26 protein-coding genes are annotated in these 25,104 nt (G+C 64.1%); 6 read left to right on the top strand and 20 right to left on the bottom strand.

Annotated elements, in window-relative coordinates; translation table 11 throughout:
• Nucleotides 1-9: 9 nt before the first annotated feature.
• Nucleotides 10-3,741, top strand: coding sequence for an AsmA family protein (locus tag QTI68_RS24130; RefSeq protein WP_286525175.1), 3,732 nt, complete (start codon nt 10-12; stop codon nt 3,739-3,741).
• A gap of 2 nt (nt 3,742-3,743) precedes the next feature.
• On the opposite strand, the gene QTI68_RS24125 is transcribed toward QTI68_RS24130, so the two are convergent.
• The 5 genes from QTI68_RS24125 to QTI68_RS24105 all read right to left on the bottom strand — a co-directional run bounded on the left by QTI68_RS24125 (nt 3,744) and on the right by QTI68_RS24105 (nt 6,546).
• Complete coding sequence (locus QTI68_RS24125; protein WP_286525173.1) at nt 3,744-3,905, bottom strand: hypothetical protein; 162 nt, start codon at nt 3,903-3,905, stop codon at nt 3,744-3,746.
• A gap of 182 nt (nt 3,906-4,087) precedes the next feature.
• Nucleotides 4,088-4,423 (bottom strand): hypothetical protein, encoded by a 336-nt coding sequence (locus QTI68_RS24120; protein ID WP_286525172.1) that lies wholly within the window; start codon nt 4,421-4,423, stop codon nt 4,088-4,090.
• 65 nt (nt 4,424-4,488) lie between these two features.
• On the bottom strand, nt 4,489-5,733 hold the full coding sequence (locus QTI68_RS24115; RefSeq protein WP_286525170.1) for a hypothetical protein: 1,245 nt from the start codon (nt 5,731-5,733) through the stop codon (nt 4,489-4,491).
• 19 nt (nt 5,734-5,752) lie between these two features.
• Nucleotides 5,753-6,247 (bottom strand): hypothetical protein, encoded by a 495-nt coding sequence (locus tag QTI68_RS24110; protein WP_286525168.1) that lies wholly within the window; start codon nt 6,245-6,247, stop codon nt 5,753-5,755.
• Nucleotides 6,248-6,252: 5 nt separating this feature from the next.
• Entirely contained in the window at nt 6,253-6,546 is a 294-nt protein-coding gene (locus QTI68_RS24105; RefSeq protein WP_286525166.1) for a hypothetical protein, read from the bottom strand.
• 629 nt (nt 6,547-7,175) lie between these two features.
• Here QTI68_RS24105 and QTI68_RS24095 point away from each other — a divergent pair.
• A complete protein-coding gene (locus tag QTI68_RS24095; protein WP_286525164.1) occupies nt 7,176-8,939 on the top strand; it encodes a winged helix-turn-helix domain-containing tetratricopeptide repeat protein in 1,764 nt (587 codons plus the stop codon).
• Nucleotides 8,940-9,102: 163 nt separating this feature from the next.
• On the opposite strand, the gene QTI68_RS24090 is transcribed toward QTI68_RS24095, so the two are convergent.
• Together QTI68_RS24090 and QTI68_RS24085 are read right to left on the bottom strand one after the other, a co-directional pair.
• Entirely contained in the window at nt 9,103-9,261 is a 159-nt protein-coding gene (locus tag QTI68_RS24090; RefSeq protein WP_286525162.1) for an alpha/beta hydrolase, read from the bottom strand.
• Between the two features lie 52 nt (nt 9,262-9,313).
• Nucleotides 9,314-9,640 carry an NIPSNAP family protein gene (locus QTI68_RS24085; protein WP_286525160.1) on the bottom strand — a complete coding sequence of 109 codons (327 nt, stop codon included), beginning with the start codon at nt 9,638-9,640 and terminating at the stop codon, nt 9,314-9,316.
• Nucleotides 9,641-9,812: 172 nt separating this feature from the next.
• Between QTI68_RS24085 and QTI68_RS24080 the strand changes: the two genes are divergently transcribed.
• A complete protein-coding gene (locus QTI68_RS24080; protein ID WP_286525158.1) occupies nt 9,813-10,271 on the top strand; it encodes a hypothetical protein in 459 nt (152 codons plus the stop codon).
• A gap of 323 nt (nt 10,272-10,594) precedes the next feature.
• On the opposite strand, the gene QTI68_RS24075 is transcribed toward QTI68_RS24080, so the two are convergent.
• On the bottom strand, nt 10,595-10,882 hold the full coding sequence (locus QTI68_RS24075; protein WP_286525157.1) for a DUF1330 domain-containing protein: 288 nt from the start codon (nt 10,880-10,882) through the stop codon (nt 10,595-10,597).
• Between the two features lie 160 nt (nt 10,883-11,042).
• Between QTI68_RS24075 and QTI68_RS24070 the strand changes: the two genes are divergently transcribed.
• Nucleotides 11,043-11,354: a hypothetical protein gene (locus tag QTI68_RS24070; RefSeq protein WP_286525156.1), complete on the top strand. Its 312-nt coding sequence runs from the start codon at nt 11,043-11,045 to the stop codon at nt 11,352-11,354.
• A 112-nt stretch (nt 11,355-11,466) separates the two neighbouring features.
• On the opposite strand, the gene QTI68_RS24065 is transcribed toward QTI68_RS24070, so the two are convergent.
• The 4 genes from QTI68_RS24065 to QTI68_RS24050 all read right to left on the bottom strand — a co-directional run bounded on the left by QTI68_RS24065 (nt 11,467) and on the right by QTI68_RS24050 (nt 14,161).
• Nucleotides 11,467-11,856: a thiol-disulfide oxidoreductase DCC family protein gene (locus QTI68_RS24065; RefSeq protein WP_286525155.1), complete on the bottom strand. Its 390-nt coding sequence runs from the start codon at nt 11,854-11,856 to the stop codon at nt 11,467-11,469.
• Entirely contained in the window at nt 11,853-12,398 is a 546-nt protein-coding gene (locus QTI68_RS24060; protein WP_286525154.1) for a DUF4166 domain-containing protein, read from the bottom strand. Before QTI68_RS24060 ends, QTI68_RS24065 begins: the two co-directional genes overlap by 4 nt.
• Nucleotides 12,395-13,522 carry a saccharopine dehydrogenase family protein gene (locus QTI68_RS24055; protein ID WP_286525153.1) on the bottom strand — a complete coding sequence of 376 codons (1,128 nt, stop codon included), beginning with the start codon at nt 13,520-13,522 and terminating at the stop codon, nt 12,395-12,397. Before QTI68_RS24055 ends, QTI68_RS24060 begins: the two co-directional genes overlap by 4 nt.
• Nucleotides 13,523-13,792: 270 nt before the next feature.
• Nucleotides 13,793-14,161 (bottom strand): hypothetical protein, encoded by a 369-nt coding sequence (locus tag QTI68_RS24050; protein ID WP_286525151.1) that lies wholly within the window; start codon nt 14,159-14,161, stop codon nt 13,793-13,795.
• A 992-nt stretch (nt 14,162-15,153) separates the two neighbouring features.
• Here QTI68_RS24050 and QTI68_RS24045 point away from each other — a divergent pair.
• Together QTI68_RS24045 and QTI68_RS24040 are read left to right on the top strand one after the other, a co-directional pair.
• Complete coding sequence (locus tag QTI68_RS24045) at nt 15,154-15,513, top strand: hypothetical protein (protein WP_286525150.1); 360 nt, start codon at nt 15,154-15,156, stop codon at nt 15,511-15,513.
• The gene (locus QTI68_RS24040; protein WP_286525149.1) at nt 15,510-16,121 is read left to right on the top strand and encodes a response regulator transcription factor; all 612 of its coding nucleotides are present in this window, start codon (nt 15,510-15,512) and stop codon (nt 16,119-16,121) included. Before QTI68_RS24045 ends, QTI68_RS24040 begins: the two co-directional genes overlap by 4 nt.
• A 138-nt stretch (nt 16,122-16,259) precedes the next feature.
• Here the strand turns inward: QTI68_RS24040 and QTI68_RS24035 are convergent, their stop codons facing one another.
• The 8 genes from QTI68_RS24035 to QTI68_RS24000 all read right to left on the bottom strand — a co-directional run bounded on the left by QTI68_RS24035 (nt 16,260) and on the right by QTI68_RS24000 (nt 25,101).
• Nucleotides 16,260-17,504: a formylglycine-generating enzyme family protein gene (locus QTI68_RS24035; RefSeq protein WP_286525147.1), complete on the bottom strand. Its 1,245-nt coding sequence runs from the start codon at nt 17,502-17,504 to the stop codon at nt 16,260-16,262.
• Nucleotides 17,501-18,931 (bottom strand): DUF2252 domain-containing protein, encoded by a 1,431-nt coding sequence (locus tag QTI68_RS24030; RefSeq protein ID WP_286525146.1) that lies wholly within the window; start codon nt 18,929-18,931, stop codon nt 17,501-17,503. The genes QTI68_RS24035 and QTI68_RS24030 overlap by 4 nt, the downstream gene beginning before the upstream one ends.
• Nucleotides 18,932-18,963: 32 nt before the next feature.
• Nucleotides 18,964-20,175, bottom strand: coding sequence for a hypothetical protein (locus QTI68_RS24025; RefSeq protein ID WP_286525144.1), 1,212 nt, complete (start codon nt 20,173-20,175; stop codon nt 18,964-18,966).
• A 23-nt stretch (nt 20,176-20,198) separates the two neighbouring features.
• A complete protein-coding gene (locus tag QTI68_RS24020) occupies nt 20,199-20,729 on the bottom strand; it encodes a hypothetical protein (protein ID WP_286525143.1) in 531 nt (176 codons plus the stop codon).
• 230 nt (nt 20,730-20,959) lie between these two features.
• A complete protein-coding gene (locus QTI68_RS24015) occupies nt 20,960-21,349 on the bottom strand; it encodes a hypothetical protein (protein WP_286525142.1) in 390 nt (129 codons plus the stop codon).
• Nucleotides 21,350-21,380: 31 nt separating this feature from the next.
• Nucleotides 21,381-23,873 (bottom strand): arylsulfatase, encoded by a 2,493-nt coding sequence (locus QTI68_RS24010; protein ID WP_286525140.1) that lies wholly within the window; start codon nt 23,871-23,873, stop codon nt 21,381-21,383.
• A 181-nt stretch (nt 23,874-24,054) separates the two neighbouring features.
• Nucleotides 24,055-24,435, bottom strand: a complete 381-nt coding sequence (locus QTI68_RS24005; RefSeq protein ID WP_286525138.1) for a response regulator transcription factor — start codon at nt 24,433-24,435, stop codon at nt 24,055-24,057.
• Nucleotides 24,436-24,456: 21 nt separating this feature from the next.
• Nucleotides 24,457-25,101, bottom strand: coding sequence for an OmpA/MotB family protein (locus QTI68_RS24000; protein ID WP_286525136.1), 645 nt, complete (start codon nt 25,099-25,101; stop codon nt 24,457-24,459).
• Nucleotides 25,102-25,104: the final 3 nt, after the last annotated feature.

The following is a 25,104-nucleotide window of genomic DNA, read 5'->3' as shown; positions in this document are numbered from 1 at the left end:
CGCTCCACCATGACCACACCCGGGCCGCCATGGCGTCGACGCACAACCAGGGCGCTGCTGTGGGCGGTCGGGCTGCTGCTTGCCGCGGCCCTTGGGCTGATGCTCTTCCTGAAGACACGCGACGCCGATGTCTACCAACGCGCCTTGGAGCGAGAGCTTTCATCCGTCCTGGATCGGCAGGTGTCGATAGGCAGCGTGTCGTTCGACCTCGCCCTGCGACCGACCTTGTCCGTGCGCGACCTGCGCATCGCCAACCCGCCCTGGGCATCGCGACCTGACTTCGTGACTGCCGCGAAGGGCGAGGCGCGCCTCGATCTCGTCGCCCTGTGGAAGGGTCGGGTCGAATTGCGCGACATGCGCCTGGAGGGCGTGGACCTGCTGCTCGAGCGCAATGCGGAGGGCGAGGGCAATTGGCCCTTCGGCACGCCCCGTCAGAGCACCCAGCGCGCGGTATTGCCAGACTTCGGCACCGTATCGCTGACTGATGTCCGCATCGGCTGGCGGCCAGGCGGCGGCGCCGTCGAGCAAGTTCGTCTCGATACCGCCGAGGCCACGATCAGCGACGGCGTGCCGTTCCGTATTCAAGCGCTTGCCAAATATCGAGACACTCCGATGCAGCTCAAGGTGGAGGCCGACGCCTCGCTGCAGGCTGCAATCGACGGCGCGCCCTGGCGCCTGTCCGTCGGCCTGCGACCGAAGGGGGCGGCCCTCACGCTCGACGTGCGACTGGCATCGATCGCGTCGCTCGAGGGCGTTGAACTCGGCATCGAGGCGACGGGCGAACAACTCGACGCATGGTCCGGCGTCCTGGGACGGGCATTGCCGGGATGGGGCCCCTATCGCTTGTCTGCACAGGCTCGCAACGCACAAGGCAGCCTGCAGGTCGACGGCCTGAGCCTGTCGCTCGACGGATTGCCGATGCAGCCGTCGCACCTCGAGATCGGGTCGGGCAAGGCGGTGTTCGGCGCGAGCGTGGACACGCGGCTGACGCTCGCGGGCAAGCTCGGCGATGCGGCGCTTTCGCTCGAGGCCAGCGGCGCGCCATGGCCTGAGCTGCTGAAGACCGATGGCGGCGCGCCCCTGGCGCTGCGCGCCGAGCTCGCGGGCTTCACGCTCAGCGCCGATGGAAGCATCACGCCTGCGGCCGAAGCCATGGACTTCGACCTGGCGCTGACCGCCCGGGGCGACGCGCTGGCGCCGCTGCGGCTGCTGGCGGGCCTGCGCCCGGGCCAACCCCTGCCGGTGGATCTTGCGGCTCGCGTGACGAATTCCAAGGAAGGCTATTCGGCCAAGGACATCCGTGGCCGGGTGCTCGCCACGGCGGTGTCGGGAGATCTCGCCTACGCCAGCGCGCCGCGCGCGCTGCTCAGCGGGGCGCTGAACCTCGGCCAGCTGGACTTGAATCAGCCCGAGCTCAAAGCACTCGAATCGGCCGCCCGCGAGTCCCGGCCACGGGAAGTGCCCGGTGCGGGTGCGCCGGCGTGGCTGCGCGGATTCGAAGCGGATCTTTCCCTGCGGATTGCAGGCGTCACCGGCCTGCCGGTCCCGGCCAGGAACCTGAGCAGCCGGGTGCGCTGGCGCGACGACGTGGTTCACCTGCAAGGGCTTGCCGCCACGCTGGCCGGCACGGACGTCACGGGAGACGGCACGCTTCGCTGGCGCGATGACCGGCCGCAGATCGATGGCAAGGCGAGCATTGCGGTGCTCGATTTCGCGAGGCTTGGCGGCAGCGTCACGAAACCAGGACCGCGCAGTGCATTCGACGAACCCCTGCCGCTGGCGCCGCTGCGTACCTTCGATGCCAGGCTGGATGTCGACATTGCCCGCATTGCCGGCGCACCGGTCCCGATCGGCAAGCTGGCTGCGCTCGCCAATCTGCGGGGCGGCAAGCTCGCCATCGACCTGACATCCGCCACGGTCGCCAACGCGCAGGTGCAGGGCCATGTCACGGTCGACGCGAGCGGGCGGGCATGGCGCGTCGATGCCGACGCGAAGGCCGACCGCATCGACGTGGCGGCGCTGCTGCGGACGCCGAATCGGCCGGACACGATGCGCGGCGCGATCCAGGGGCTGCAAGTCCAGTTCGGCTCGCAGGGCACGAGCGTGCGCGAACTCATGAAGCAGGCGAAGCTGTCCGCTCGCACCGCTCCCTTCACCCTTTCGGTAGGGCGCGACCGCTCCCCGGTCCAGGTGCAGCAGGCCGGCATCGAGGTCGAGCCGGGCGGCCCGGTGCGCGCGAGCGGGGCGGGCCATGCGCTCGGCGCGCCGATCGACCTGACGGTGGTCGCCGGGCCGCTGGCCGAACTGCTGCGCCCCGAGACCGCGTGGCCGAAGATCGAGGCGAACCTGGGCACCGCCCTGGACGGCGACAAACTCCACGTGCTCGCGACCAGCGGGCCACTGCAGCGGCTGATCGGCCTGCGTGACGTGCCGCTGGCGTTGCAGGCGACACTGCCCGGCGCGCGCGCCAGCCTGGAGGGCAACGTGGGCAACCTTGCGGCGCCGACGGGCACGCGGCTCGCCGCCCGGATCGAGATCGACGACCTGGCGAAGACGGCGACGAGCTTCAGCGCTTCGCGCCTGCCTGCGCTCCCGGTCAGCGCCTCGGGACAGGTCACGCTGGGAGACGGCGAGGTGGCCGTCGACGATCTCAGCGCACAGGCCGGCAAGTCGGATGCGGCCGGGCGGCTGCGAATCCGGTGGCGCGACCGGCCAAGCGTGTCCGCGAATCTCACGTCCAGGCTGATCGATACCACGCAATGGACAGAGCCCACGCCCGACGAGACGCCGGTGCTCGACCGGCCCATCCGCATGCCGTTCCTGCTGTCGCGCGACGCGCAGTTGCAGCTGCGCGCCGAGCGCCTCCTCTTGCATCGCTACGACCTGGCGCAGCTGCAAGTCGATGGCACCCTCACGAACGGACTGATCCAGCTGTCGACCGCGGCGGCCGAAGGCGAGATGCACGGGGAACTGCGCCTCGATCTGCGCCAGGAAGTGCCTGGTGCGGCGCTGCGCCTGTCACTCAAGGACGTCGATACCGAGGCGCTGTACACGGCTCGATCGGGGCCGCCGAGCGGGGCCGCCACGCCCCGGCTGTCGATCAATGCGCAGCTTGCTGGCGCCGGCACCACGATGCGCAACATGCTCACGGCCGGGCGAGGGGAGTTCCTGCTGACTGCCGGCGCGGGCACATTGCCCATCCACTCGGGCTATGGCTTCGAGAGGGTCGCCGGCAACCTCCTCCTGGCGCTGCTGCCCGGCCGCAGGGCGGCGCAGCACACCCAGCTCGAATGTGCGGCCGCGCGCTTCGCCATTGCCGACGGCGTCGCCACCTCCAGCGACGGCATCGCGCTGCGCCTGCAGCACCTGGACATCCTGGGCGGTGGCGCGGTGAACCTGAAAACGGGCGAGATCCTGTTCGGGTACCGGGCGGTGCGACGCGAGCTCTTCCAGCTCAGCTTGATCGGCCTGACGAGCGGCGTCGCGAAGGTCACTGGAACGCTCAGCAACCCGACGGTCGAACTGGACCCCAGCGGCGCGCTGCTCGTGGGCACTGCGGCCTGGGCCACCGGGGGCATGTCGCTGCTGGCGGGCGACCTGTGGCGCAAGCTGCAGTCGACCGCCGACCCCTGCGCCCGCATCGCTGCCGGCGCTCAGCTGTCGAACGATCCGCTCGATGTGCTGATTCGATCGGTGCCGTCAGTGAAGTTGCCTTCGCCCTTGCGGTCAAGCCTTGATTGAACTCACCGCTCAAACGCTGGGGCGAAGTCTTCCAGCTCGTTCGCCTTGAGCCCAACAGCGGCGGAGACAGCCACGGCCCGCCACTGCTCCACAGCGCTCGCAACCTCGGCGAGAACCTCTTCGGCCTGCTTCGCATCGAGCTCGAACCGGCTGGCTTGGCCCATGAGCTGCTCAACCGAGGTGATGGGGCCTGTGTCTTCGCTCAGCCAAGTCTTCGACTCTCTGAGGCACGCCTGCAGAGAGAGATGGCATCCATATTTGGGCACTTGCACTGCACAAGCACTCGTTTGAGAGCGTCAAGGCGCTACATTGGTGGCGTCCAAGCCCCAACCAAAGGGCAAAGCATTCAAGGCGCCTTCCCCGCCCCCCCAAGCGACACCTCCGCATCCTCCAACGCATCCGCCGCCAGCACCGGCGCCGGCAGGCCCGACAGCCCGATCACCAGCACGCAGCGGATGTCGTCGCATTCCTGCGAGACGACCTTGCCCGCGACCTGGGTCGATGCCTTCTTGAACGTGACGCTGACCGATGCGCCGCGGACGATCTGGCGCTGCTTCGCGAGGGCCGCAGGCATGCTCACCAGTGCGGCCAGCGTGTTGGCCGGCGCGGTCACCGGCTTGGTGGTGGCGGCCACGTCGGCCCGGGGCTGGCGTCCCGCGATCAGCACCAGGATGGCGATCACGAGCAACGCGTGCAGCCCCAAGAAGAACCATCGCAAGACAGAGACGTGCCGAACGCCTTTCATCATCATGGCGCCGGGTGCTGGAAGACGACATTCGTCTTGCTGTTCAGGATCGACAGCCGGCTGACCTCCGCCCACGCGTCCTTCTCTTCGTCGGTGCTGGCCGGCAGCGGATGCCGAAGCGCCGCAAGCAGTTCGAACCGGTGCAGGTCGATGGCACTGCGCACCGTCTCGGCAAAGCCCGAATAGCTCGCATGCACGATGCCGAGCCATCCGTAGGCCACGACCGGGCCCAGTCCGATCACGGCCAGGGCCGTCCACAACGAACGCCCATCGAACAACAGAAACACCGACCAGGCAAAGACCGTGGCCACGGTCAGCGTGAGCGTCAGGATCGAGAAGTCGAGCTGGATCTTGGCCATCGCCAGCGAGTCGCTGAGCTTCGCGTCCTTCTGCACGACGAGCAGGAAGCGTGGCCAGAAGAAGTCGAACTCGATGCCGTAGCGCGTCAGGCAGTAGCTGCGCAGCGCCGCCGCGTCGTTGCCGAGGCGGGTCGGCGCCAGCTCCCTTTCGCCGAACAGGCGCTCGCGCTCGGCCAGCGCCTGTTCCTCGATCTGCTCGGCCCGGTCGAGGGCATAGGGCGCCAGGTGGCGCACCATCTCTTCGTGCAGCTCGTGCAATCGCGACGCCTGCTGCTTTTCGGCGGCTTCAAGAAAAAGACCCGCGTCGGCGCAGTTCTCCTGCAAGGCCTTCGACAAGGCGCGGCGCGCGCTCTCGAAGCGCTCGGGCGAGATCACGCGGTTGAACCAGCGCTCGGTGCGCAGCCGCGCGATGTCCTTTTCTGCCGCGTCGATCGCCCGCCGGTTGCCGATCTTGCGGTGGCGGGCGCCCACGGCCCGATCGTCCTGGAGGGCCTCGATCACGGCGCCGGACTTGGGCAGGGCGGCACTCAACGCGAAATCGCGCCGGTACGCGCTCTCGAGCGCGTCGCGCCGCAGGGCATGGGTCACGATCGTGAGATGGGCGACCCATTTCCACATCGTCGCGCCTTCGAGGAAGCGCGTGACGAACTGCGCCAGCGGCGAGGTCGCATAGGCGATCACCCAGATCGCCAGCATCGCGATGACCAGGTCGAAGACGCGTCCGGCCGGGGCCGCATAGGCCTGCGCCGCGAAGGCGCGCACGGCCGGGAATTCGAGGCAGGCCAGCACCAGGTTCGCTGCCGCGAAGAGCAGCCAGGGCACATAGCGCGCGAGCAGGAAGGCGCGCCCGAAATAGGTGTCGAGCTTGTCGAGGACCTGGCCAAACATGAGGTGGCCGTTCGCGCGTTCAGCGCAGCGGTGCCTTGTGGAACGGGCACTGCCCGCCGTAGGTCTTGTAGTCCCGCTCGTCGTAGCTCTCGCCACCGACGGCGCATCGGTACTTGCTCCCGACCAGCCTCATGTCGTACTTCGCGTCGACGTACGCCATCACGATCGGCCGGCCGTCGGCGCCTTGCACCTGCTGCGTCACCAGCGCGTCCACGTGCAGGCTCTGGCACAGGTTGGCAACGCCGCGGAGCTCCGGGGCGAAGGGATCGAGGCCGGCGTTCGCCGCCATCTCGGCCGTCAGCTCTCGCGCCAGCAGACCTCCGGCGCGCACGAGGGGCAGTCCCCCGGTCCTGCCGGCCAGGCCCATGAGATCCGCGGCCCGGTGCAGCCTGTAGCCATCCGGCGCGATGGACACGACGCCGGCGAACCGGGTGAGAGCCGGGTTTTCGAACGCCGCGGAGGCGGGCGCGTCGGCGTCGAAAAGCGGCAGCGCGACGGGTCGGAAGTCCGCCATGACGCTCAGTCCTTGTCGTTGTCCGCGCGGTCGATGTCAGAAGCGATCCGGCCGATCAGCACATAGACGCTCGACTGCAGGCACTCGGCGGTGTTCGAGCGGTTCCAGTCATAGCTCAGCGACGGGGTGTCCAGCTTGAGCCGCGCCGCGACGTCCTGCAGGAAGGTGCCCATGCTCGCCTGGTCGAAGGCGAGCCCGCCAGCCGCATTCATGAGGTCGCCGTATTTCCACACGACGGCCGGCTTGTCGCGCGCCAGCTGCAGCCGCACCGCCGTATCGATTGCCGCCATGACGCTCATGCAGGCTCCTCAGGGTTGGTGCGCGCATTTTGTGGCAACTGGCACGAAAAGGAAACACTTTGGCTTACTGGCGACGCGAGCCTGCACTCATCAAGGATCGACCGGGGCGGAGTTACTCCTCGCCACCCCCTTTTCGTCATAGACGCGCAGCGTCGATACGGGAACGCCGGATTGCTGCGCCACCTCGGCAATGTCCGGGTGTCTCACCCTCTTGATCTCGAGTCGACTTGAAGTTGCACTGTCCAGCTTCCTGCTGGATGGTCGGTGACGCGGATGAACGTGACATCGGCCACTCCTTGAACCAACCTGCCTTCGAGCCAGACAAGTCAGCCGGGCAGCTTGGACTCCTTGAAAAGACAAGATCCCGGGACGGGAGATCGAAGTCGATGGGAGGATCGGTGGGCGGCCCATGCGCGGGGTCGTCGGAGATGGAAGGGATCGCCACCACGCACAAGAGCGTGCGGATCAGGCAACGGCCGATCTTCGCAGTCGTGCCGGCACCGGGGCGGGTTGCGTTTTGCATCCTCACGAAACCCCCCCATCCTGGTATGTAAAGATCAAAATGCGGTGTGGTGGCCGGTGTGTCGACGCTAGTGCTGGCGGGCACGCGGCGCCCGAGGGGTGGCCGAATGAACGACGAACGATCGACGATCAATCACCGAATCGGCGACGGGCCCCCGATGGGTGCACCCGACGCCGTCGGCGATGGCATCGCGGCCTTTGCCGGCTTCGAGTTCGATTCGCGGCGCGACGAACTGCGCAAGGATGGCGTCGCCATCTCGATGCGACCCAAGCCACGCGCCTTGCTGCGCCATCTGCTCGACCATCCGGGCCGGCTGCTCGGAAAGGAAGAACTGATCAGGGCCCTGTGGGGGTCGGTGGTCGTCGGCGACGACTCGTTGGTTCAATGCGTGGGCGAACTGCGTGCGGCGTTGGGAGATCGGGGCGTGTTGATCAAGACGCTGCCGCGCCGCGGCTACATGCTCGACACGACGGTCGAAAGGCTGGCCACCCGACCTCAGGAATTGCCACAGCCCGAGCCGGCGATGGATGGACCGAAACGCACCAGTCGGAATCCGGACCGGCGATGGTGGCTCGTCCCGTTCATCTGCGCATTGCTTCTGGGCGTCGCTGGTGCCGTCTGGAAGATCCGCCAGCCCCCGCCGTTGCGCATCGACGACGAGCTGACTGCGCGTCATGCCGTTGCGGTGCTTCCGCTGGTCGATGCCGACGCGCCTGGCGGCACTTCAGTGCTCGGGAACGCCCTGGCTGACGATATCAGCGCGCAGATCTCGCTGCGGCATGGAATGCGTGTGATCGGCCCGGCGTCGACCGCGCGCTACAACGCGCCTGCGCCCGACATCGCGCAAATCGGGCGCGAACTGGGGGTCCGCTACGTCATTGGCGGTCGCGTGACGCGCGATGGCGGCGCCATCGTCATCGATTCGACCTTGACCTCGGTCGAGACCGGCGAGGTGATCCGATTGAACCGTTCGACCTTCCCGACGCCAGCCGATGTCCAACATTCCAACCTGGACCAACGCGTTGCCAGTGCGTTTCGCATGCAGTTCTTCGAGATCGACAACGTGCGTGCCAATCGGCCCGGTCACGTGGTCGATGCCGCCGACCTGACCAGTCTGGGCTGGCGCGACCTGAATCGCTTCGCGACGCGCGACGACGTGTTGCGGGCTCGCAGCCGCTTCGAGGCGGCACTGAAAGTCGATCCCGATTCGGTGGCCGCGCTCCAAGGGGTGGGTTCCAGCTACCAGATCGAGATCGCCAGCTACTTCAGCCGCGACCCGCAGAGCCTGGTCGAACCCGGCAAGAAAGCGCTCAAGAGGGCGATGGAACTGCGTCCTGACGTGCCAGAGAACCTCCTGCCCTGGGGCAGCCTGCTCGGCCTGAGCGGACAGCTGGCCGAGGCGATGGCGATGTACAAGAAGGCATTGGAGATCAGTCCGAACTACGCCTTCGCCCACCTCTTCGTGGCGCGCCAGCTGATCTGGGAGGGCCGCTTTGCCGAAGCCCAGCAGGAAATCGACAAGGCCCGCGGGCTCAGTCCGGCGGACGCCCGCCTGTTGTATGCCGTCTATTCGCTGTCGGCGATCGCGAATTTCGTGCAGGGCAGGGACGACGAAGCCTACAGGTGGGCCATGAGGTGGGTTGCCGAATATCCGAACAGCGGGCAACCCTATGCGATGCTCGCCGCCATCGATGCGCTGCGCGGACATGACGCCGAGGCTGCTGCCCACATGGCCAGGCATCGCGAACTGCTGCCAAACGACTCGATCGCCTATGTCGTGTTCCTCAGTCCCTCGACCGACCCCGTCTTCCTCGCGCAGCGCGCGCGGCTGATCGAGGGCCTCCGCAAGGCCGGATTGCCTGATGGATGAGTCGCGGGCATCTGCGCGCACATTGGCGTAGCCGCGCGCGAATTTCCCTCGCCGAAACGCGATCCCCCTCTTGCTTCAGGGCACCTCTAGTTGGAGAACTTCCATGCCGTTCGAGCGGCGCAGCTCGCGTCGACCGGCCCGGTCGGGCTGTCGAGGAAGGCGGTCATGATGCGACCCATGCCGGCGCGGTGGCGGCGTCGAACATGCCTTCGAGGATCAGTACCGGCGCATCGCTCACGACCGGGGCGCTGACCGACGGATCCGCCGTTCCGACTTTCCAGCCGGGGCATTCGGTGAAGAGTCGTCCCTGTTTGGGCTGCACCCGAAGCACGCGCTCCGGAAAGCCGGGAAGCGCGACCTTTGCCTTCGCCAGCCTATTTCGCAGGCGAGAAAGAGGTTGGCGCCAAGAACGAGTTGTCCATCTTCGCAACAATCGGTCCGGCTGCCTCGCTCGTCTTTCTGACCTCGACCCATTCGGGATCGACGACAAACGTGCCCCACTTGGCCTCACGATCGGCCAGGCTCTCCCAGACAAGCATGTAGGTAAGCGCGTTGCTGTCAGGTCCGACTGCAGTCGTCCAATATCCGAGTTGACGAATTCCCAGCCGGTTCCAGATGCCCACGGTGTGATCGCGAAATCTGGCAAGAACTTCAGGTAGCCGGCCAGGCATTGCGGTGTAGACGCGTAGTTCGTAGATCATCGACATCAGTCCTGAAAAGGTTGTTGCGAGTTGACGGGGTGGTGGGCGTGACCGCCAAGCTCACATTGTGCTGCCCAGGCGCGGCCGGCGGAACTTTGGAAACTCGACAGGTGCAATATTGGATGCGGCGCTCGTAAGCTGTTGATTTTCCTGGATTGAGGGACGCCAAGCCATGACCGATGCAGTTTCCGCAGCCCTGCAGGCCTGTGAATCGTCTGCGCAATATGAGGCGCTGAAGTTCGCGTTTGCCTGTGAATGCGTGCAACGAGTCCGTCACTTGCTTGAGGACGAGGGTGTCGCGCGCTGCCTCGACATCCTGGAGGCGTACGTCAAGGGGGAAGCGGATCGAGGATCGCTCGATCGGGCCGCGGCTGAAGCCGCGGTCTTGGCCAATCGGCATCAAGGCTCTCGATCATTGGACGGGGTGGGTCACGCAGCTGTATCAGCAAGCTATGCCGTGGCGAATGCACTGGGCGGCCGTGTTGTTCAGGCGGCAGACTACGCCGCGTACGCTGCGGTCTACGGCGACGGCGGCTATGGCGCAGTCTGCGATCCCGAGTCATTTGTCGCTGAGAGGAATTGGCAGCTCGCAACACTGGAGCGACTTGCGAACGCTCTCGGAGTGCGATGAGCGGTACCGACGAGCGAAAGGCTACAGTCGGCGGCCAGCTCCCGCACTCCATGCGACCAAGAAGCCGTCAGAGGCTATGGCTGGCGTTGGGGTATGGCGGCAAGATGGCATCCCCCGAAACCTTGCGCTACTGGAAAACCGCCGACCGGACGTGGACGATCGTCGCCCCTCAGGGCGATGGGGTCGCTGCTGGACTTAGCCGGCCCCAAGCGTGAAGGCAGCAAGCTCCCAATCTCCGGTGTTCTCGTCGCACCGAAGGACGTACAAATGCCCACGCGGGCATCTGCGCCGGTGCAGGCGCAAAAAGCCCAGCTCACCGTGGCTCAGCAGCCCTCGACCGCTACCAGGTAGTCGGTGGCTGCTTGTTGGCGCATGGCCAGCAGCGGCGCGTACTCGGGCGAAGCGAACCAGTCACGGATGTGCTCCATGGAAGGGAATTCAATCACCACCAATCTGCCGGGCGTCCAGTCGCCCTCCAGTACTTCGAGGCTGCCACCACGCACGATGAAACGGCCGCCGAACTTCTGAATGATGGGTAGGACCTGCTCCTTGTACCGGCCGTAGGTCTCGTGGTCGTGGATTTCCGTCTGAGCGATGAGGTAGGCAGTCACGACGTTCCCCTTGGGCTGTTGCCATCTTGCCGGACAACGGACGCGTGCTCCAGTGTCTCAGTGCAGTTGCACCTCCGAAGTCCCGCTGCTACCCCAATCGGGTTCTTGGCGGGAGGGCAGAATGCGGGCAACACCAGACATTTTGTTCCAGGACTCAGCGATGCCTTCCAAACCGCGAGATTGGCCATTCGACAGCCCACCCAACGTGACCTGTCTGACAGTTCGGTCGATTGTCGAGGGCGTGAAGCCGGTCCTCATGGCTTCACGGGATGCGACAGATGGCGGCTGGCAGTTTCTCACCGGCGACGCCTTCGACGCAGCGGACGAGATGCTGGTCTCTTTGGCAAGCATCGTTGACCGGGACCCGACCCTGCTCCAGCTTGCGGACGTGCAACCAGGCTGGATGGCATGGCGCGAGCATCGCCAAGCGCCCTGGAACCGGCAGGCCGAGGCCCAGCAAACAGAGGAGTAGCGCGACGGTCAGAATGCGGCCAGAAGCGGCCGCTCGAGGAAGACCCAGAATTCGCCCGAAAGCAGTCGGTCGGCTGACCGGGCGGGTGCTGCCAACCTACATGCCTTGGCCGTCAATCCAAGAAGCGTTCGGCGTAGTCGAGAGGTGGCATCGCGCATGTTTCGGTGCGGCCGAACAACCAATATCGGTTTCGCGCGACCCACCGATAGAGCGTGTCGCGCAACGGCGCCGGCACCAGCCAGGCGCCCCAGGCGAGGCGCCATGGCCATCCCAGCGCATGGAGAACGCGTAGGATGGCTGATGTGTGTTGCCACGTGCGTGCCCCGTCAACCACGAGCAGCGTTTGCAAGCCATCTACTTTCAAACCCGCCTCGGCGAGCAAGCCCTTTCCGGTTGCACCTTGGATTGAAGCGAACCGAACGACACCCTGTCGGTCGTGTTGCAGCAGAAACTGCACCCAACCGTTGCAGAGCAGGCATTGCGCATCGAAGACAACAATCACGCTGGTTCCTTCTCGCTGATGGTCAAGTGTCCGCGATAGCTTGCCACGGTGCCAATCGCGGGCAGCGAGGCTTGAACTCGAAAGTGAAGCCGGTCACTTTGCCCCGTCTCCTTCGCAACTACCTTCGGGAGTAGCCAGCGCGGGCATCGCACTCCAAGGAAGTGCAGTTCGATCAACCGCATCTCAAGCTGGCCTCCTGCCTCGCAGAGGTTAAAAGTCAGCCGTGCGGCGCCGAGGTGTTCGACGACCTGACGCGCATCGAGGCGCATGCGGGAGGTCATCTTCTGGCCTGGGAAATGACGGGTCCATGTCTCAGCCTCTGGAGCTGCGTGGAGCTCGAATCGAATGGGGCCGCTTGTCGCCCGACGAGGTGTTCCAAGGCAAAGCGCGAGGAGCCTCGCCGCGAGCGTTGACGGTGCATCGGTGTCGACCCAGCCGTGAAGCTCTTGCCGGCCGACCAATGTGTGAAAGCGCTGCACGGCGAGCGGAAGACTGTTGAAACTCTCTCCCAGGGCCTGCTCGTACATCGACGCGGCTTTCATGCGGCTACCTCTGCCATGTGGATGTTCAGGCCTCGCGCTTCTTCTTCAAAGTCTTCAAGCGACAGGCTACCCACACAGGGCATCGCGCCAGCGGGTAGTCCGTCGCCTGTAGCGAGCTTTCGAACCAATGCGGCTGCAGCCAACGTCGGAACGTAAGGTCCGTCGCCATGCGTTGCGACCAGGCTCCAGCTGCGCGACGCCTCGACGTCGTTGTTCCGAAGCCCAGAGACCGAAACGTGCATGGCTCCCGCATCGGACCCCCAGCCCTTGAAGATGTCTGCGGCACTCTTGAGCCAGCGCGCATGCGAGGACCAGTCACGGACGAGGCCATGGCGAGCGGCCCACGCCATGGCGTTCATCCCCCTGTGCAGGAACGAAAGCTCGAGGCCGGCTCCAAACCGTACGTTTGGCGCGCCGGGATACCGACGTGGCAGCAACGCGAGGTCCGGGACATCGCACGGTGACAGCCAGCGACTTCCGACCGGCGCTGGGTAGCGATGGCGACGAGACCCGCTCCATCCAATCATTCGAGTCGGGCCATGGGTGGGTATCGCCTTTCCGCAGTAGCTGAGGATGGCCTTCACAGTCGACAGACCTCGCTCGGTCCTATTGCCAGGACTGATGCCAATGTCGATGCCGCAAACGGTCGACATGCCTTGAACGAGGTGGTCCACGGCCGCGCTGGATAAGGCTGGGACCGAACTTGCCCCGCTGCTGACGAACACGCCGGCTGCCTTGGCGTTTGAGTCGAGCTCCCGGATTCCGACCACGAAAGCGCGCGCATCAGCCAGGTCGATGTAGTTCGCGCCGACCGATATACATGTTCGCGCGACCCGGTAGTCCTGGCCTTGGAATGGGCCGGAAGCGAGAACGACGGTGGTGGGGGAAAGGCGCTTGAGCTCCCGAGGCAAGTCCGCGGACATGGCGTCCACGACGGCGGCGCCAAGGCGCGCCTTCGACTGCAGGCGCAATCGCTCAACCAAAGCTTGAGCATCCTGAAGGGAGCGACCAGCAACAACGACGTGAGTGTTCGGCTGCGACGAAAGGCGTTCTACCAGTCGACTCCCGAAAAAGCCGTACCCGCCAATGACAACCACGCGGTGTTCAGTGAGTTCTCGGCTCATCGACTAGATTCAAGCTTGGGGTGAATGAGCATACATGAGCCTCGGAAGGACTTGACGGTTTCTTGGGTCGGGGTCGGTGTGCAAACCCGGCCAACAGTTGCCGCTCGCCGTCGTTTAAGCTCCGCCGACCTGCTTCTTGAGGTTTTCCGCCATGCTGATGGGTGCAGGGCCTCGTCTTGACGCTTCGGCTCACGGCCAGGAACGGACATTCGGGTCGACGGACGCGTTTGCTTGACATGCATAACGCGCATCGCGGCGCGACCGACCTACCTATCGGACGCTCTCAACCCAACTTCCAAGAGTTCCGTTCGCCGACAATATCGCAAGCGCTCCATCGCGTCTGACCATCGTGTAGCAATTCTCCGTGGGCGCTTGCTTGTTCCAACTCAGACAAAAGCCATTTGGTTCGGCTGGCCGCCAGCGGCCCACATCGTTGTAGTCGACGGCCACGATGGCCTTGCCGCCATCGCGCAATTGCATCTCGTAGACCTTGCCTGAGGTCGACTTGACCCTCATGGTTTTGTTTACAACTGAAGCTTGGAACTCATCGGCCGTTACGGCGAGGTCTTCCGCATGAGCAATGGATGCTCCAGCGATGACAGCGATAGCCACGCAGAGCTTCCATGGTTGGTTGGCCATTTCCATCCCCTCGAAGTTCGTTGGCCAGCCTAGGTTCGACAACCGCTCCAGTCATCCCCACCGAAGATGATGACGCTTGGGCAGAATCCAGCCGACCGAAACTTCGACCGGAGGTCGCATTCAATGCCTGCCTCGCCGCAGGCGAATAGCGTCGAACGCAGGAGCAACTCGTTGAAGTTCTAGTGCCGTCTGAGGACTCTGCGAAGCTTTTTTAGCCCACATGCACGGCGCGAGTGTGGCCAAGGTGCTCGAGGAGGTCGGAGCCAAAGTCGTAAGTCTTACGGGTGTCCATTGCACACCGGGGTTGGAGTTTTCGGAGTGAAGGCCCTGCGCCCTGCATAAGGCAGCAGGCTGCCCCTTCAGCAAGCATTGACGGCCGAACTCATCAGGGCCATCAAAGGCGAGCTTGAAAAGGCCGACACACCAGTGGACTTGGTCGAACAGCTCACAGGGAGCATTGCATTTGCGGTGACCTCAGTCTTGGACGATGTCGGAGGGTTCGAGGCGAATGGCCGTCCCGTTTTGCCAATGCTGACATTCCAAACCGGCGACGAAACGCTGGAAGGCGCTGGAGGCAACTCGTTCCAATGGTGCGCGGCAGAGCGGTCGTTGGGTCGCGCTGAACGACGCTTCAGTCGCTGTCGATGAGCCCTTGAGGGAGGGAGGAGGAGGAGAAGAGCGGGCTGCCGAAGGGCAGTCTGGGCCGTATGACTTAGGGGAGACTTTGGGCGGCCCAGAAACGGCCCCTCGTCCCTTTCGCCGACCCTCGTCTGCGCGGCGACTACGACCGAATGCCGAGCACTCGCAGGCGATTCCCAATGCGCTCCGCCTCGCTCGGAATGACATCAGAAGGGAAATTCCAGTCGGGCGAGCGCGAGCGCGAATGTCACCCCTCGGTGCAATGCAAGGCGTGCGACCCACCTTCTTCATTGCCACCCAGCAACACTCCGAATTCATTTCATAGGGGATTTCCATGATGGGTACTACGAAGTGTGTACCTGCAAACCATGGTGTGCCGCAATCGTGAAACAGCAGGTCGGTATATTGGCCGTCAGCAATCGCGAACGCAGCAAATGTCTTCTCACGCTTGGGTCGAAACCCTCTACATCGCACACGGGCACCCCGACCGCCGGGTGTATGCCATTCCTTATCCAATGAGCTTGAATCAAAAACCAGGCGACATGCTGCCGAAAGACCAGCAGGACTGGCGCGAGGTGGCAAGGTTGAGCAGCGATTCGCATCTCGTCTACATCGAACCGGAATACGCAGACCTGGCTGGCAACATCGTTGGCAAGGCGGGCGGCACCCATTTTCATGTGGCCCGGAATGCGACGGAGGCATGCGTCGCATGAACATCTACGTCGTCGACGACCATCCAATGATGCGAGAGGCCGTCGCCATGGTTCTACGGCGCCTTCGCCCAGGCAGAAACATCGTCGAGCTCGAACGGCTTGGCAAGTTGAGGCCGGCGGTGTCGGCACACGGTCATCCAGACCTCATCACGCTCGACCTGAACCTTCCTGACACGAAGGGCGTCTCTGGTGTGCTGGAGGCTCGGGACTTGTTCCCTTCTGTGCCGCTGGCCGTCTATTCGGCCTCGCCTGCGGATGAGATGGAGGACCAATGCCTCCAGTCCGGCGCGGACGTCTACATCGACAAGGCCGCTGGCGTTACGACGCTGTCCAACGCTCTCAAGAGGCTGTTTCAGGGCAACGTCGACCCCGACGTCCAGGCGCTTCCGACCGCCAACTCTGTTGCTGGGCTCTCCTTGAGCAAGCGCCAAACGCAACTTCTGGCGTGCCTCGAACGAGGGATGAACAACCGGGAAATTGCAGAGCAACTTGACATCAGTGAGCACACTGTCAAGGTGCATCTGTGGCGTTTGTTTCGCAAGATTGACGTCAACAGTCGGACCCAGGCGCTCTTCTTCGCCCGAACCCATGGGCTGATTCCCAGCTGACAATGCGATCGGCCATTGAATGGGAGACGCTGGCGCTCAGGCGCGGTCGGTAAGGCTGTCGGATTGCGGACGTCTACATCGACATCACGGCCTGCTACGGGCGCTCCTGACGACAGTCTCGTCGCGCGCATCGTCATCTCATCGATCGGCTCCATCGGAAGGCAGCGTCGCTCGACGTTGGGTCCATGTGTCAGCATCCATCACGAGCCGGAAGCCGAGGTGCGACATGCTGGTGTAGGGGTCGGTGCCGCGCCGCGCGCTCGGGCGGTAGCTCATGCAATAGTCCTCGTTGCAGAGGAAAGAGCCACCGCGCGTCACGCGCCTGGGCGCGCCGACCGGGACGCCAGGCTCACTGGGGTCCCAACTGTCCGGTGGCCCCTGTGAATCGACCTCCACGTTGCCGCTCCTGAGCAGCCGCGCGAACTGGTCGGCGCGATACCAGTCGGCCACCCACTGCCAGGCGTTGCCGGTCATGTCCTGGAGCCCGTAGCCATTGGGCGGATAGGTGCCGATCGGGCTGGTGCCAACGGCACCACCGGCCTTGGCGCTGACCACCGGGAACGGTCGGCTCTGCTGGCCTTGCCAAATATTGGCCATGCGCTTGCCGCCCGGCGCAAATTCGTCACCCCAGACGTACGTGGCCTGTTCGAGCCCGCCCCGAGCGGCGAACTCCCATTCGGCCTCCGTGGGCAGGCGCTTTCCGGCCCACTTCGCGTAGGCCAGCGCATCGTCGTAGCTGACCTGCACCACCGGGTGTTCGTCCTTGCCCGTGATGCTGCTGCTTGGGCCCTGCGGATGGCGCCAGTCGGCGCCTGGCACATAGCGCCACCAGCGCGAGAAGTCGGGGTAATCCACCACGGCGGTCGTGCCAACGAACACCATAGCGCCGGCCACAAGTTCCTCGTCTGGCGGGCGCGGCGTTCCAGGCATCACCTGCGGCGCGATGGTGTCCCAATCGGGTTTGCGCTCTGCAGTGGTGACGTAGCCGGTGGCATCGATGAAGCTGCGGAACTCCACGTTGGTCACATGGTGGCGGTCCATCCAGAAGCCTTTGACGCGCGCGAGGTGCGCTGGGCGTTCGTTGGGCTGAGCCAGCTTGCTGTCGCTGCCCATGCGGAAGTCGCCGCCGGGCACCCATACCATGTCAGCCGGACCCTGCGTGCCGGCAGGTTCACCGCGCGCCCACCACTGGGCGACTGCGAAATAGCCGGCCGCTGCCGGGAGCACCGTCGAGATCACCAACGCCGCTACCGTTCGCCAGCCGCGCCCCGAAGCCCGGACTGGCCGCGCGTGGATCTTCGATGGCGTTGCTACCCGAGTCTTGCCCGCTTTGGGCTGAGCGGTTGGCGTGCGCCTCTTGCTTCGCTTGCTCATGGCGCTCATTCGGGCTCGATGACCACGTCTACCCGCCCCGACTGCACTGCCTTTCTCAAGATCTCGTGATCGCGCTCGCTCTGGTCCGCGTAGGCCGTGGCGAACTTGGCGATCGCTTTGTCGAAGACGTCACCTTTGCCAAGGTAGCCACTGATAGCGGCTGGCTCTCCGGAGCGGGCGTGTGCACGCGCCAGTGTCCATGCGCACATGGCCGCATAGTCGATCATCAAACTTGGCGTGAAGAGTTCAATGAGGGCGCCGAGCTTCATGTCTCGTAGTTGGCGAATGTAGAAATGCCGGCCGAGATTGCCCCGTGTCCATCCGAGGAAGATGTCGCTCGCCGACTGAATGAGCCTGTATCCGTTGACGACCCGCTGGCCATGGTTGGCGTGCAGGCTCTTGCCGGCATACGGCTCGAGCACGGATGCCCGAGCCTCCTTGACTTGAAGAAAAAGTGGGTCGCCTTCGCCCGCCATCAGCAATATCACGGCGCAATAGGTGCCCACGCTGCCAACACCCACCACCTTCATTGCCAGATCCTTGAGGTCGTATCGGTCGAGCAGCCAGCGTCGGTCTTCCTGCATCGATTCCCGATAAGCAGCAAAACCCTCTTTGGCACGCTCAAGGTAGTTTTCCGACTCCTTGCCGGCCAAGTGGAAAATCAGGGGCGGGTTGTCCTTGATCCGGGGCACTTCGCCCGCCATCTCGGCAAGCTTTGGAAAGTCATGCTCGAGCACGCTGCGCTCGCGCGCCGCTGCAGTGCGCTTCTGGATGCGCTTTCGGGCGTCCTCGTCCGTCAATGTGGCCATTGCCTTCTTGACATCGATGCTCGAATACCAGACCTCCAGTGCCGACATATTGCTGTATTCGGCCATACGCTCGCGATACGAGCGGGCGCAGGTCAGAACGGTGTCGCGCGCCATGTCCTCGCTGAAGTGAACGTTGCGACAGGCCAGCACGAAGCTGGCGGCCAGGCGCTTGACGTCCCATTCCCACGGAGCCGGCAGCGTCTCGTCCATGTCGTTGATGTCGAAGATGGCGCGCCGCTCCGGCGTCGCGAAGGCGCCGAAGTTCATCAGGTGGCAGTCGCCGCAGGCCTGTACGCGAAGCCCGGTCGCCGGCAACGCCGCGAGGTCGACGGCCATGTTGAGTGCCGCGCCTCGATAAAAGGTGAAGGGCGAGCGCACCATGCGTCCGAAGCGGATCGGGATCAGATCTGGCATTCGTCCAACATTGGATTCCTGCAGTAGCTGCAGGGGGTCTGGCCGATCGGCGGGCGGCTTCCAGGCCGCGAGGGACTCGCGCGGACAAGTGCCGCGAAGTCTCTTGCCCGTCGCCTGAAGATCGGCGCGCGAAGGACGCGGGGGGCGTGGCTCGTCAGCAAGCTTCGACCGCGCTCTTGACGCGCCATTTGTCTTGTTCAGATCATTCGCCATGAGGGGCTCCTTCTGGACTGTCCAGTCCAGGCCTATACGACCACCTTCAGCAATGCATCGAGCATCTGTTGCGGCGAGAACATCGTCAAAGTAAGGGGAAGGACTGGAAGCAGCGTGGTTGCCGCAAGGTGCAGTACCGTCCTCCAGGTGAACGGCGCCCATCGCATCCCCTCCACGATCGCGAAGCTATTGCCCATGTCCGCCATCGACTGGATGTCCGCGCTACCGAGCGGAGGCTCACCGGCACTCGTGCCTCCGCGCAGCCACTTGCGCTCGAATTCGCGCACGTACCGGCTGGCCAGCGCCCCATACTCGAGTTGGCCTTTGCGCCCAGCCGCCTCGAGCTGAGGGCTGAACACCAGCAGGGGTCCGAGTATCACGAACACCATGAATGCGACGACTGCGACAAGTTCGACTTCGAACTGAACGAGCCGGGCATCGGCGAAGAGGATCCTGTCGGCCATCATTCCGGCCAGTACCGTTCCCTGCGCGAACAGGAGCGGCGCAAACGCAACTCGCACAAGCGAGAGAAACCCCAAACCACCGCAACGGTCCGGGTGGCCCGCGAGAAGATTCAACTTGATGCGCGAGACCTGCCAAAGGAAGCGCGCCCATATGAAGAGCCTGAAGTACCAGCGCAAGAACAGGAACTGGAACATCGGCATGCTCACGCAGGCCAGCCACCAGCCCGCGAGCGTCAACTTGATCTGGCCATTCGCGACACTGCCGTACCAACTCGACACATCGAGCGTCAATGCGTTGCGCCACACGACCAGGATGCCTATGCCGTACACGATGGCAATGAGGAGCAGTTCCGCGCCGATCGAGTTCCGCATTCGCATCGCCGAGGCAACGGCCAGGTCGAATTGCTTGCGCCGGTCGTCCGGGATCAGTCCATCGTCCAGAAACGGCCTCACGACCGAGCGCACGCGCTGATGGACGACGAGTTCAGAAACGATCAGCAGAGGCAGCGCGATGAGCAGACGAACTTGCAGTTCGAGGTCACGAAGGAACGGAAGATGGACCTCGGAGTCCCACGCGCGGCCTTCGGCAATGGACAACACAAGTAGCGGCATCCAGGCAAGAAGCACCATGACGACCGACCGCCGGTGTGACAGGCTTCCCGCATCGTCGGCGAGGCGAGCACGCCGCCAGAACTGAAACAAGGGACCACCGAGCACGAGCGAGAACTCGTCCGGATCAAGATCGCCCGAATTGTCGACGCTCGCAATGACAATGGGCATTGCATGCGCTCCCCGTGTCACCTTCAGCGAATGACGGCTCGGCGGTAGCTCCGTCGCGCCGCGCCGGCATACGACACCGGCGTCATTGGCATGCCGATGACATCGATGAATACCGAGACCTCGGCGCCCCTTGCGGGCATGTCGCCCTCAAGGATCTGTACCGTATAGGACAGGTCGCCTCCTTTCAATTCCGGGGCCTTGAGCACTGCAATGACCTGCCGCAGTTCCTTGCCCTCGAGAATGGAGATGTCTGCATTGGGCGGATCGGAAAGGAAGCTGTCCTTGCCTTGGCTCCAGAACGGGATAAACGCCGAGGTCTTCATGTTCCCCGCAATCCGCTCGGGGCGATCGGAGAAGAACACCGTCACCGGGCTCACCCCGTGCAGGGTCAACTTGCTGCTCCCCTTGTCAAAGCTCATGCTGTTCGCCGTTTGCACGAACAGGAAGTCAGGTTGCTTGGCAGGCTGCGCAGCGTCCTGCGCCATTGCGGGCGGGAGCGCTGTCACTGATGCGAGCAGGGTCGCGGAAGAAACAAAGGTGCGTCGGGTCGTCATAGCCATCTCCAGAAAGTTGAACCGTCCAGGAACCAGTCGATCTGTGTGATCGCTGGCGCCGCGCATGTCATGGAATCATTCCGAACTCGAACATCTTGTTTGCAATCGGCGCGGCCACCCTGTTGAGGAACTCGGTGCGGGCCGTGGGTGGCACGAGTCGCTTGTTCATGTCGTACTCCTCAATTCCGTCGTTGAAAAAGACGTATCGGCAGCACCAAGGCTGTGTTTGCCTAGATGATTCCCGCTCGATTCGCGTGTCGCGTGTCGCGCCTCCGCATCCAGATCAGCAGGGCAATGACGACGTGAAGCAAGGCGGCCAGCCACAACAACGGGCCTGCAATGTGCACGGCCGCACCGACATAGCCGAACAGCAGAGCGACCATGGTGTTGTAGGTGAGCATGGCTCGGAATGCGGCGGGGCTGACATCCGGGCCATGTTGCTCAGGCCAGCACGCCATTCCCAGTGAAAGAAGCGCAACGCCCACGAACCGGCCAAGCCATGCCGCCAGGTCCGTGGTGTTCTCCCGAATCAGCAACGGGATGACGACAGACGGTGCGATCATCAGCGCGATTCCTGTGCCGGCCTCCGCTGCTGCGGAGAAGGCGAGGATCTGGCGCAACCCGACGAGTCCTGTAGGAGTCATGTCACACCTAGTCTCTCGCCCTGGCGAGCGCGTGGGCGCGCGCCGGAGCCTGCTTTTGCTCTTCCTTCGTCATTTGAGCGGGCTTGAGGTCGAAGGTCAGCTTGTCGATCGTGCCGGTGAACTTGAATGGAGGGTCGTAGCGGTACTCCACCAGAGCCACTCCGGTACGCGTGTCCTGGCCGACGTCGAAGGTTTCGTCTTCCGGCAACGTGATCGGCATGGAGTTCTTCATCGTGTTCCTGGCCACTTCCTTGCCATCCACCGAGAGCACGCCTGTCCCTCCCTTGCCCAATCCCGGGCCATCGACCTTGTAGTCGAACACGATGGTGTGTTTGCCCGCGACCAGCTCAGGGCCGGCCCACGTCGTGCGCTCGAGGTCGAGAAGGTTGTAGATGAACACGGGCTTGCCTCTGCGAACGCCCCCCACACCCTTGCTCAACAAGAGTGCGTAGCCGCCGAAACGCCCGCCGTCCGTGACGATCACGCCTTCAGCGCCGCCTTTGGGAATCGTGACCTCGGCGGTGATCGTGTACGACTTGTTCAGGATGCTCGGTGCGCCGCTGTTGGGAACACCGGTCAAGACTCCGCTGTACGTAAAGACCGTCCTTCCTGCAGTCAGGTTCGGTCTCGGCGAGTTCCAGCGCGCCAGCGACGAGTTGTCGAGCGGCAGCACGTCATGCTTTTGTGCCTCGGCGTAGAAGACGTCCTGCAGTTGCTTGAGCTTTTCCGGCATCTTGGCCGCGAGGTCGGTGGACTCCGTGGGATCCTCCGCGACGTTGTAGAGCTCCCACTTGTAGCCGGTGATCACATCGGGCGGCGTCCCTGAACTCAGCTCCCACGGCAGCGTCGCCGGCGTCGTGGCGGCCACCCAGCCGTCGTTGTAGATCGCGCGGTTGCCGAGCATCTCGAAGTATTGGGTCGGCCGCCGACTCGGGGCGCTGGCGTTCGCCTTGTCCCATGTGTAGGCCATGCTCACACCGTCCATGGCGCGCTGCTTGATGCCGTTGAGCGTCTCCGGCGCGGGAATGCCGGCCGCTTCAAGGATCGTGGGCGTGATATCGATCAGGTGATGAAACTGGCGGCGGATACCGCCCGCGTCCTTGATGTGGCCAGGCCATGACATCGCCATGCCCTGCGAGGTGCCGCCGAAGTGCGATGCGACCTGCTTCGTCCACTTGAACGGCGTGTCCATGGCCCACGCCCAGGGCGCCGCGAAATGCGGGAAAGTCCGCTCGGACCCCCAGAACTCGTACCAGAGCAACTGAGCCTTGACCGGCACGGCAACGCCGTTGAAGGTGGTGAACTCGTTGGGCGTGCCATTGAGCATGCCTTCCGGGCTTGCACCGTTGTCGCCGCTGATATAGATGATCAGGGTGTTGTCGAGCTGGCCGAGATCTTCAACGGCCTGGATGACGCGGCCGATTTCGTGGTCGGTGTAGGCGAGATAGGCCCCGTACACATCAGCCTGCTTGATGAAGAGCTTCTTCTCCAGGACGCTGAGCGAGTCCCACTGGGGGAGTTCCTTCGGCCAGGGGGTCAGTTTGGCATTGGCAGGCATGATGCCCAGCTTCTTCTGATTGGCGAAGATGGTCTCGCGCAGCTTGTTCCAGCCGGCGTCGAAGAGATGCATGTCGCCGATCTTCTTGATCCACTCCGGCGTCGGATGGTGCGGCGCGTGCGTGCCGCCGGGTACGTAGTAAAGAAGGAACGGCTTGCCGGGTGCGATGGCCTGGTTCTGCTTCATGTACTGGATCGCCTCGTCGGCCATGGCCGTGGTCAGGTTCCAGCCCGGCTTGCCTTCGAAGGGATAGATGGCCGTCGTGTTGCGGTACAGGTTCGGCTGCCACTGGCTGGCGTCGCCGCCGACGAAGCCATAGAAGTATTCGAAGCCCAGACCGACCGGCCACTGGTCGAAGGGGCCGGCCTGGGTCGATTGGAAGGAGGGCGTGTTGTGGTTCTTGCCGAACCATGAGGTTGCGTACCCGTTCTCCTTCAGGATGGCGCCAACCGTACCGTTCTCCTTCCTGATGACCGAGTTGTAGCCAGGAAAGCCGGTCGCGATTTCCCCCACCACGCCGGTGCCCGCCACATGATGATTTCGGCCGGTGATCAGCGCCGCGCGCGAGGGAGAGCAGAGCGATGTGGAATGGAAATTGGTGTAGCGCACGCCGCTCTTAGCGATGCGATCCATCGCCGGCGTGGGAACGACGCCGCCGAATGTGCCCGGGGCGCCGAAGCCTACGTCGTCCGTCATGATGAGCAGGACATTGGGCGCCGCTTTCGGTGGCACGACGCGTGGAGCCCACCACTCCTTCGACTCCGAGGCCTTTTGCTTGATCTCCCCGCCGAACTTCGGATCGGGTGGCGGGAGCTGCCTGCCATCTAGCGTCGTCACGGCGCCTGCTGCACCCGGGACACCGGTGACTTGCTGGGCGAGCGCCGTCCCGCTTCCAAGAAGGGCGATCGTGATTGCGCCGGCCAATATCTTGGGAATCGACATGGTGTGTTCCTTCTCCATACTTTCGATCGAAGTTCAGGGCAACCAGGGCAAGGGCTTCACGGCCCTTGCCGTACGGGTAGCTGCGCTGGTATTCGGCGCGCCGTGCCTGCATTCATCAATACGACCATGGTGTTATGCGACCCATGGCCCACGCTTTCGGATCTTCAAGCCCCATCGGCTTCTAGTGACCGAGGTCCAGTCCGCCTCCCGCAGAAGCCAGATCAAGCGCCTCCAGAAGGTCTTCCTTGGTGAATGGTTTTCGAAGTACCGCCACGGGATGGAGTCGGGCGAGTTGCGCATCGAGCCCTTCGCGCTCAGATGCCGTGATGAAGATCGTCGGGCGGTCACGTCCGGCCTCGACCAGCGCCTGCTTGAATTCGATGCCGCCGGCTCCCGGCATGTCGACGTCGAGGACAAGGCAGGCTTCGTGCTCGAGCGACCCGGAGTCCAGCAGGGCCTCGACGCTCGCGAACGCCTCGACTTCGAAGCCCGCAAGCCGCATCAACCGTACCAGCGCGCGGCGCAGCGAGGCGTCGTTGTCTATGAGCAGTACGCGTCGCATTGAGCAGTCCGCGGCGGGCGACTAGGGTCGGCTCGCTGCGGCGATCACGATCTCGACGCGACGGTTCTTGGCCTTGCCCTGTGGCGTATCGTTGCTGGCTACCGGTCGCGCTTCGCCGAAGCCCTGCGCCGAAATGCCGTTTTGTGGCACTCCCTTCGAAATGAGGAAGCGCGTGACCGCGTCCGCCCGGGCCGATGAGAGTTCGAGATTGGATGGGAAGCGTGCCTTCAGCGCCGGGCCGATCGGCTCGTTGTCGGTGAAACCCTGGACCACGATCTGCTGGCCAGGCAGGTTCGCCAGCGTCGGAGCGATCTTTGCGAGTGTCGCTTCGCCCTTGGCGTTGAGCGCCCAGCCGCCTTCGGGGAACAGCAGCTCGTTGACCATCGTCACCTTGAGCTGGTTCTGCAACTGCGTGATCTGCGCCTGGTCACTGCTCAGTTCGCTCGACAGCTTGGTATTGAGCGCCTGGTAGTTGGTCGCAGTGGCGACTTCGGCGTTGTACTTCTTCTCCGTCACGCAGCCGGAGGCCAGCACCGCGGCACACAACAGGACGATGAGCTTGACTGATTTCATGATGACTCCTTGTGGCGTTGAAAAAAGAACTACCGCCCCTCGAGGGATGCGCTCGACCCGTGGCGGGTCCGGTGCGGGAAGGGTGGCAATCAAGGG

It is taken from the genome of Variovorax sp. J31P207, from assembly GCF_030316965.1.
GTDB lineage: Bacteria > Pseudomonadota > Gammaproteobacteria > Burkholderiales > Burkholderiaceae_C > Variovorax > Variovorax ginsengisoli_B.
The sequence above is the reverse complement of the archived record's forward strand: the minus strand, read 5'-3'. Positions and strand labels throughout refer to the sequence as shown.

Coding starts and splice junctions, on each gene's coding strand:
- QTI68_RS24080 (WP_286525158.1), top strand. CDS start 9,813: ATGACCGATGCAGTTTCCGCAGCCCTGCAGGCCTGTGAATCGTCTGCG.
- QTI68_RS24115 (WP_286525170.1), bottom strand. CDS start 5,733: ATGTTTGGCCAGGTCCTCGACAAGCTCGACACCTATTTCGGGCGCGCC.
- QTI68_RS24030 (WP_286525146.1), bottom strand. CDS start 18,931: ATGGCGAATGATCTGAACAAGACAAATGGCGCGTCAAGAGCGCGGTCG.
- QTI68_RS24105 (WP_286525166.1), bottom strand. CDS start 6,546: ATGAGCGTCATGGCGGCAATCGATACGGCGGTGCGGCTGCAGCTGGCG.
- QTI68_RS24020 (WP_286525143.1), bottom strand. CDS start 20,729: ATGACGACCCGACGCACCTTTGTTTCTTCCGCGACCCTGCTCGCATCA.
- QTI68_RS24035 (WP_286525147.1), bottom strand. CDS start 17,504: ATGAGCGCCATGAGCAAGCGAAGCAAGAGGCGCACGCCAACCGCTCAG.
- QTI68_RS24005 (WP_286525138.1), bottom strand. CDS start 24,435: ATGCGACGCGTACTGCTCATAGACAACGACGCCTCGCTGCGCCGCGCG.
- QTI68_RS24060 (WP_286525154.1), bottom strand. CDS start 12,398: ATGAAAGCCGCGTCGATGTACGAGCAGGCCCTGGGAGAGAGTTTCAAC.
- QTI68_RS24010 (WP_286525140.1), bottom strand. CDS start 23,873: ATGTCGATTCCCAAGATATTGGCCGGCGCAATCACGATCGCCCTTCTT.
- QTI68_RS24095 (WP_286525164.1), top strand. CDS start 7,176: ATGAACGACGAACGATCGACGATCAATCACCGAATCGGCGACGGGCCC.
- QTI68_RS24070 (WP_286525156.1), top strand. CDS start 11,043: ATGCCTTCCAAACCGCGAGATTGGCCATTCGACAGCCCACCCAACGTG.
- QTI68_RS24050 (WP_286525151.1), bottom strand. CDS start 14,161: ATGGCCAACCAACCATGGAAGCTCTGCGTGGCTATCGCTGTCATCGCT.
- QTI68_RS24055 (WP_286525153.1), bottom strand. CDS start 13,522: ATGAGCCGAGAACTCACTGAACACCGCGTGGTTGTCATTGGCGGGTAC.
- QTI68_RS24040 (WP_286525149.1), top strand. CDS start 15,510: ATGAACATCTACGTCGTCGACGACCATCCAATGATGCGAGAGGCCGTC.
- QTI68_RS24085 (WP_286525160.1), bottom strand. CDS start 9,640: ATGATCTACGAACTACGCGTCTACACCGCAATGCCTGGCCGGCTACCT.
- QTI68_RS24110 (WP_286525168.1), bottom strand. CDS start 6,247: ATGGCGGACTTCCGACCCGTCGCGCTGCCGCTTTTCGACGCCGACGCG.
- QTI68_RS24130 (WP_286525175.1), top strand. CDS start 10: ATGACCACACCCGGGCCGCCATGGCGTCGACGCACAACCAGGGCGCTG.
- QTI68_RS24125 (WP_286525173.1), bottom strand. CDS start 3,905: ATGGGCCAAGCCAGCCGGTTCGAGCTCGATGCGAAGCAGGCCGAAGAG.
- QTI68_RS24025 (WP_286525144.1), bottom strand. CDS start 20,175: ATGCCCATTGTCATTGCGAGCGTCGACAATTCGGGCGATCTTGATCCG.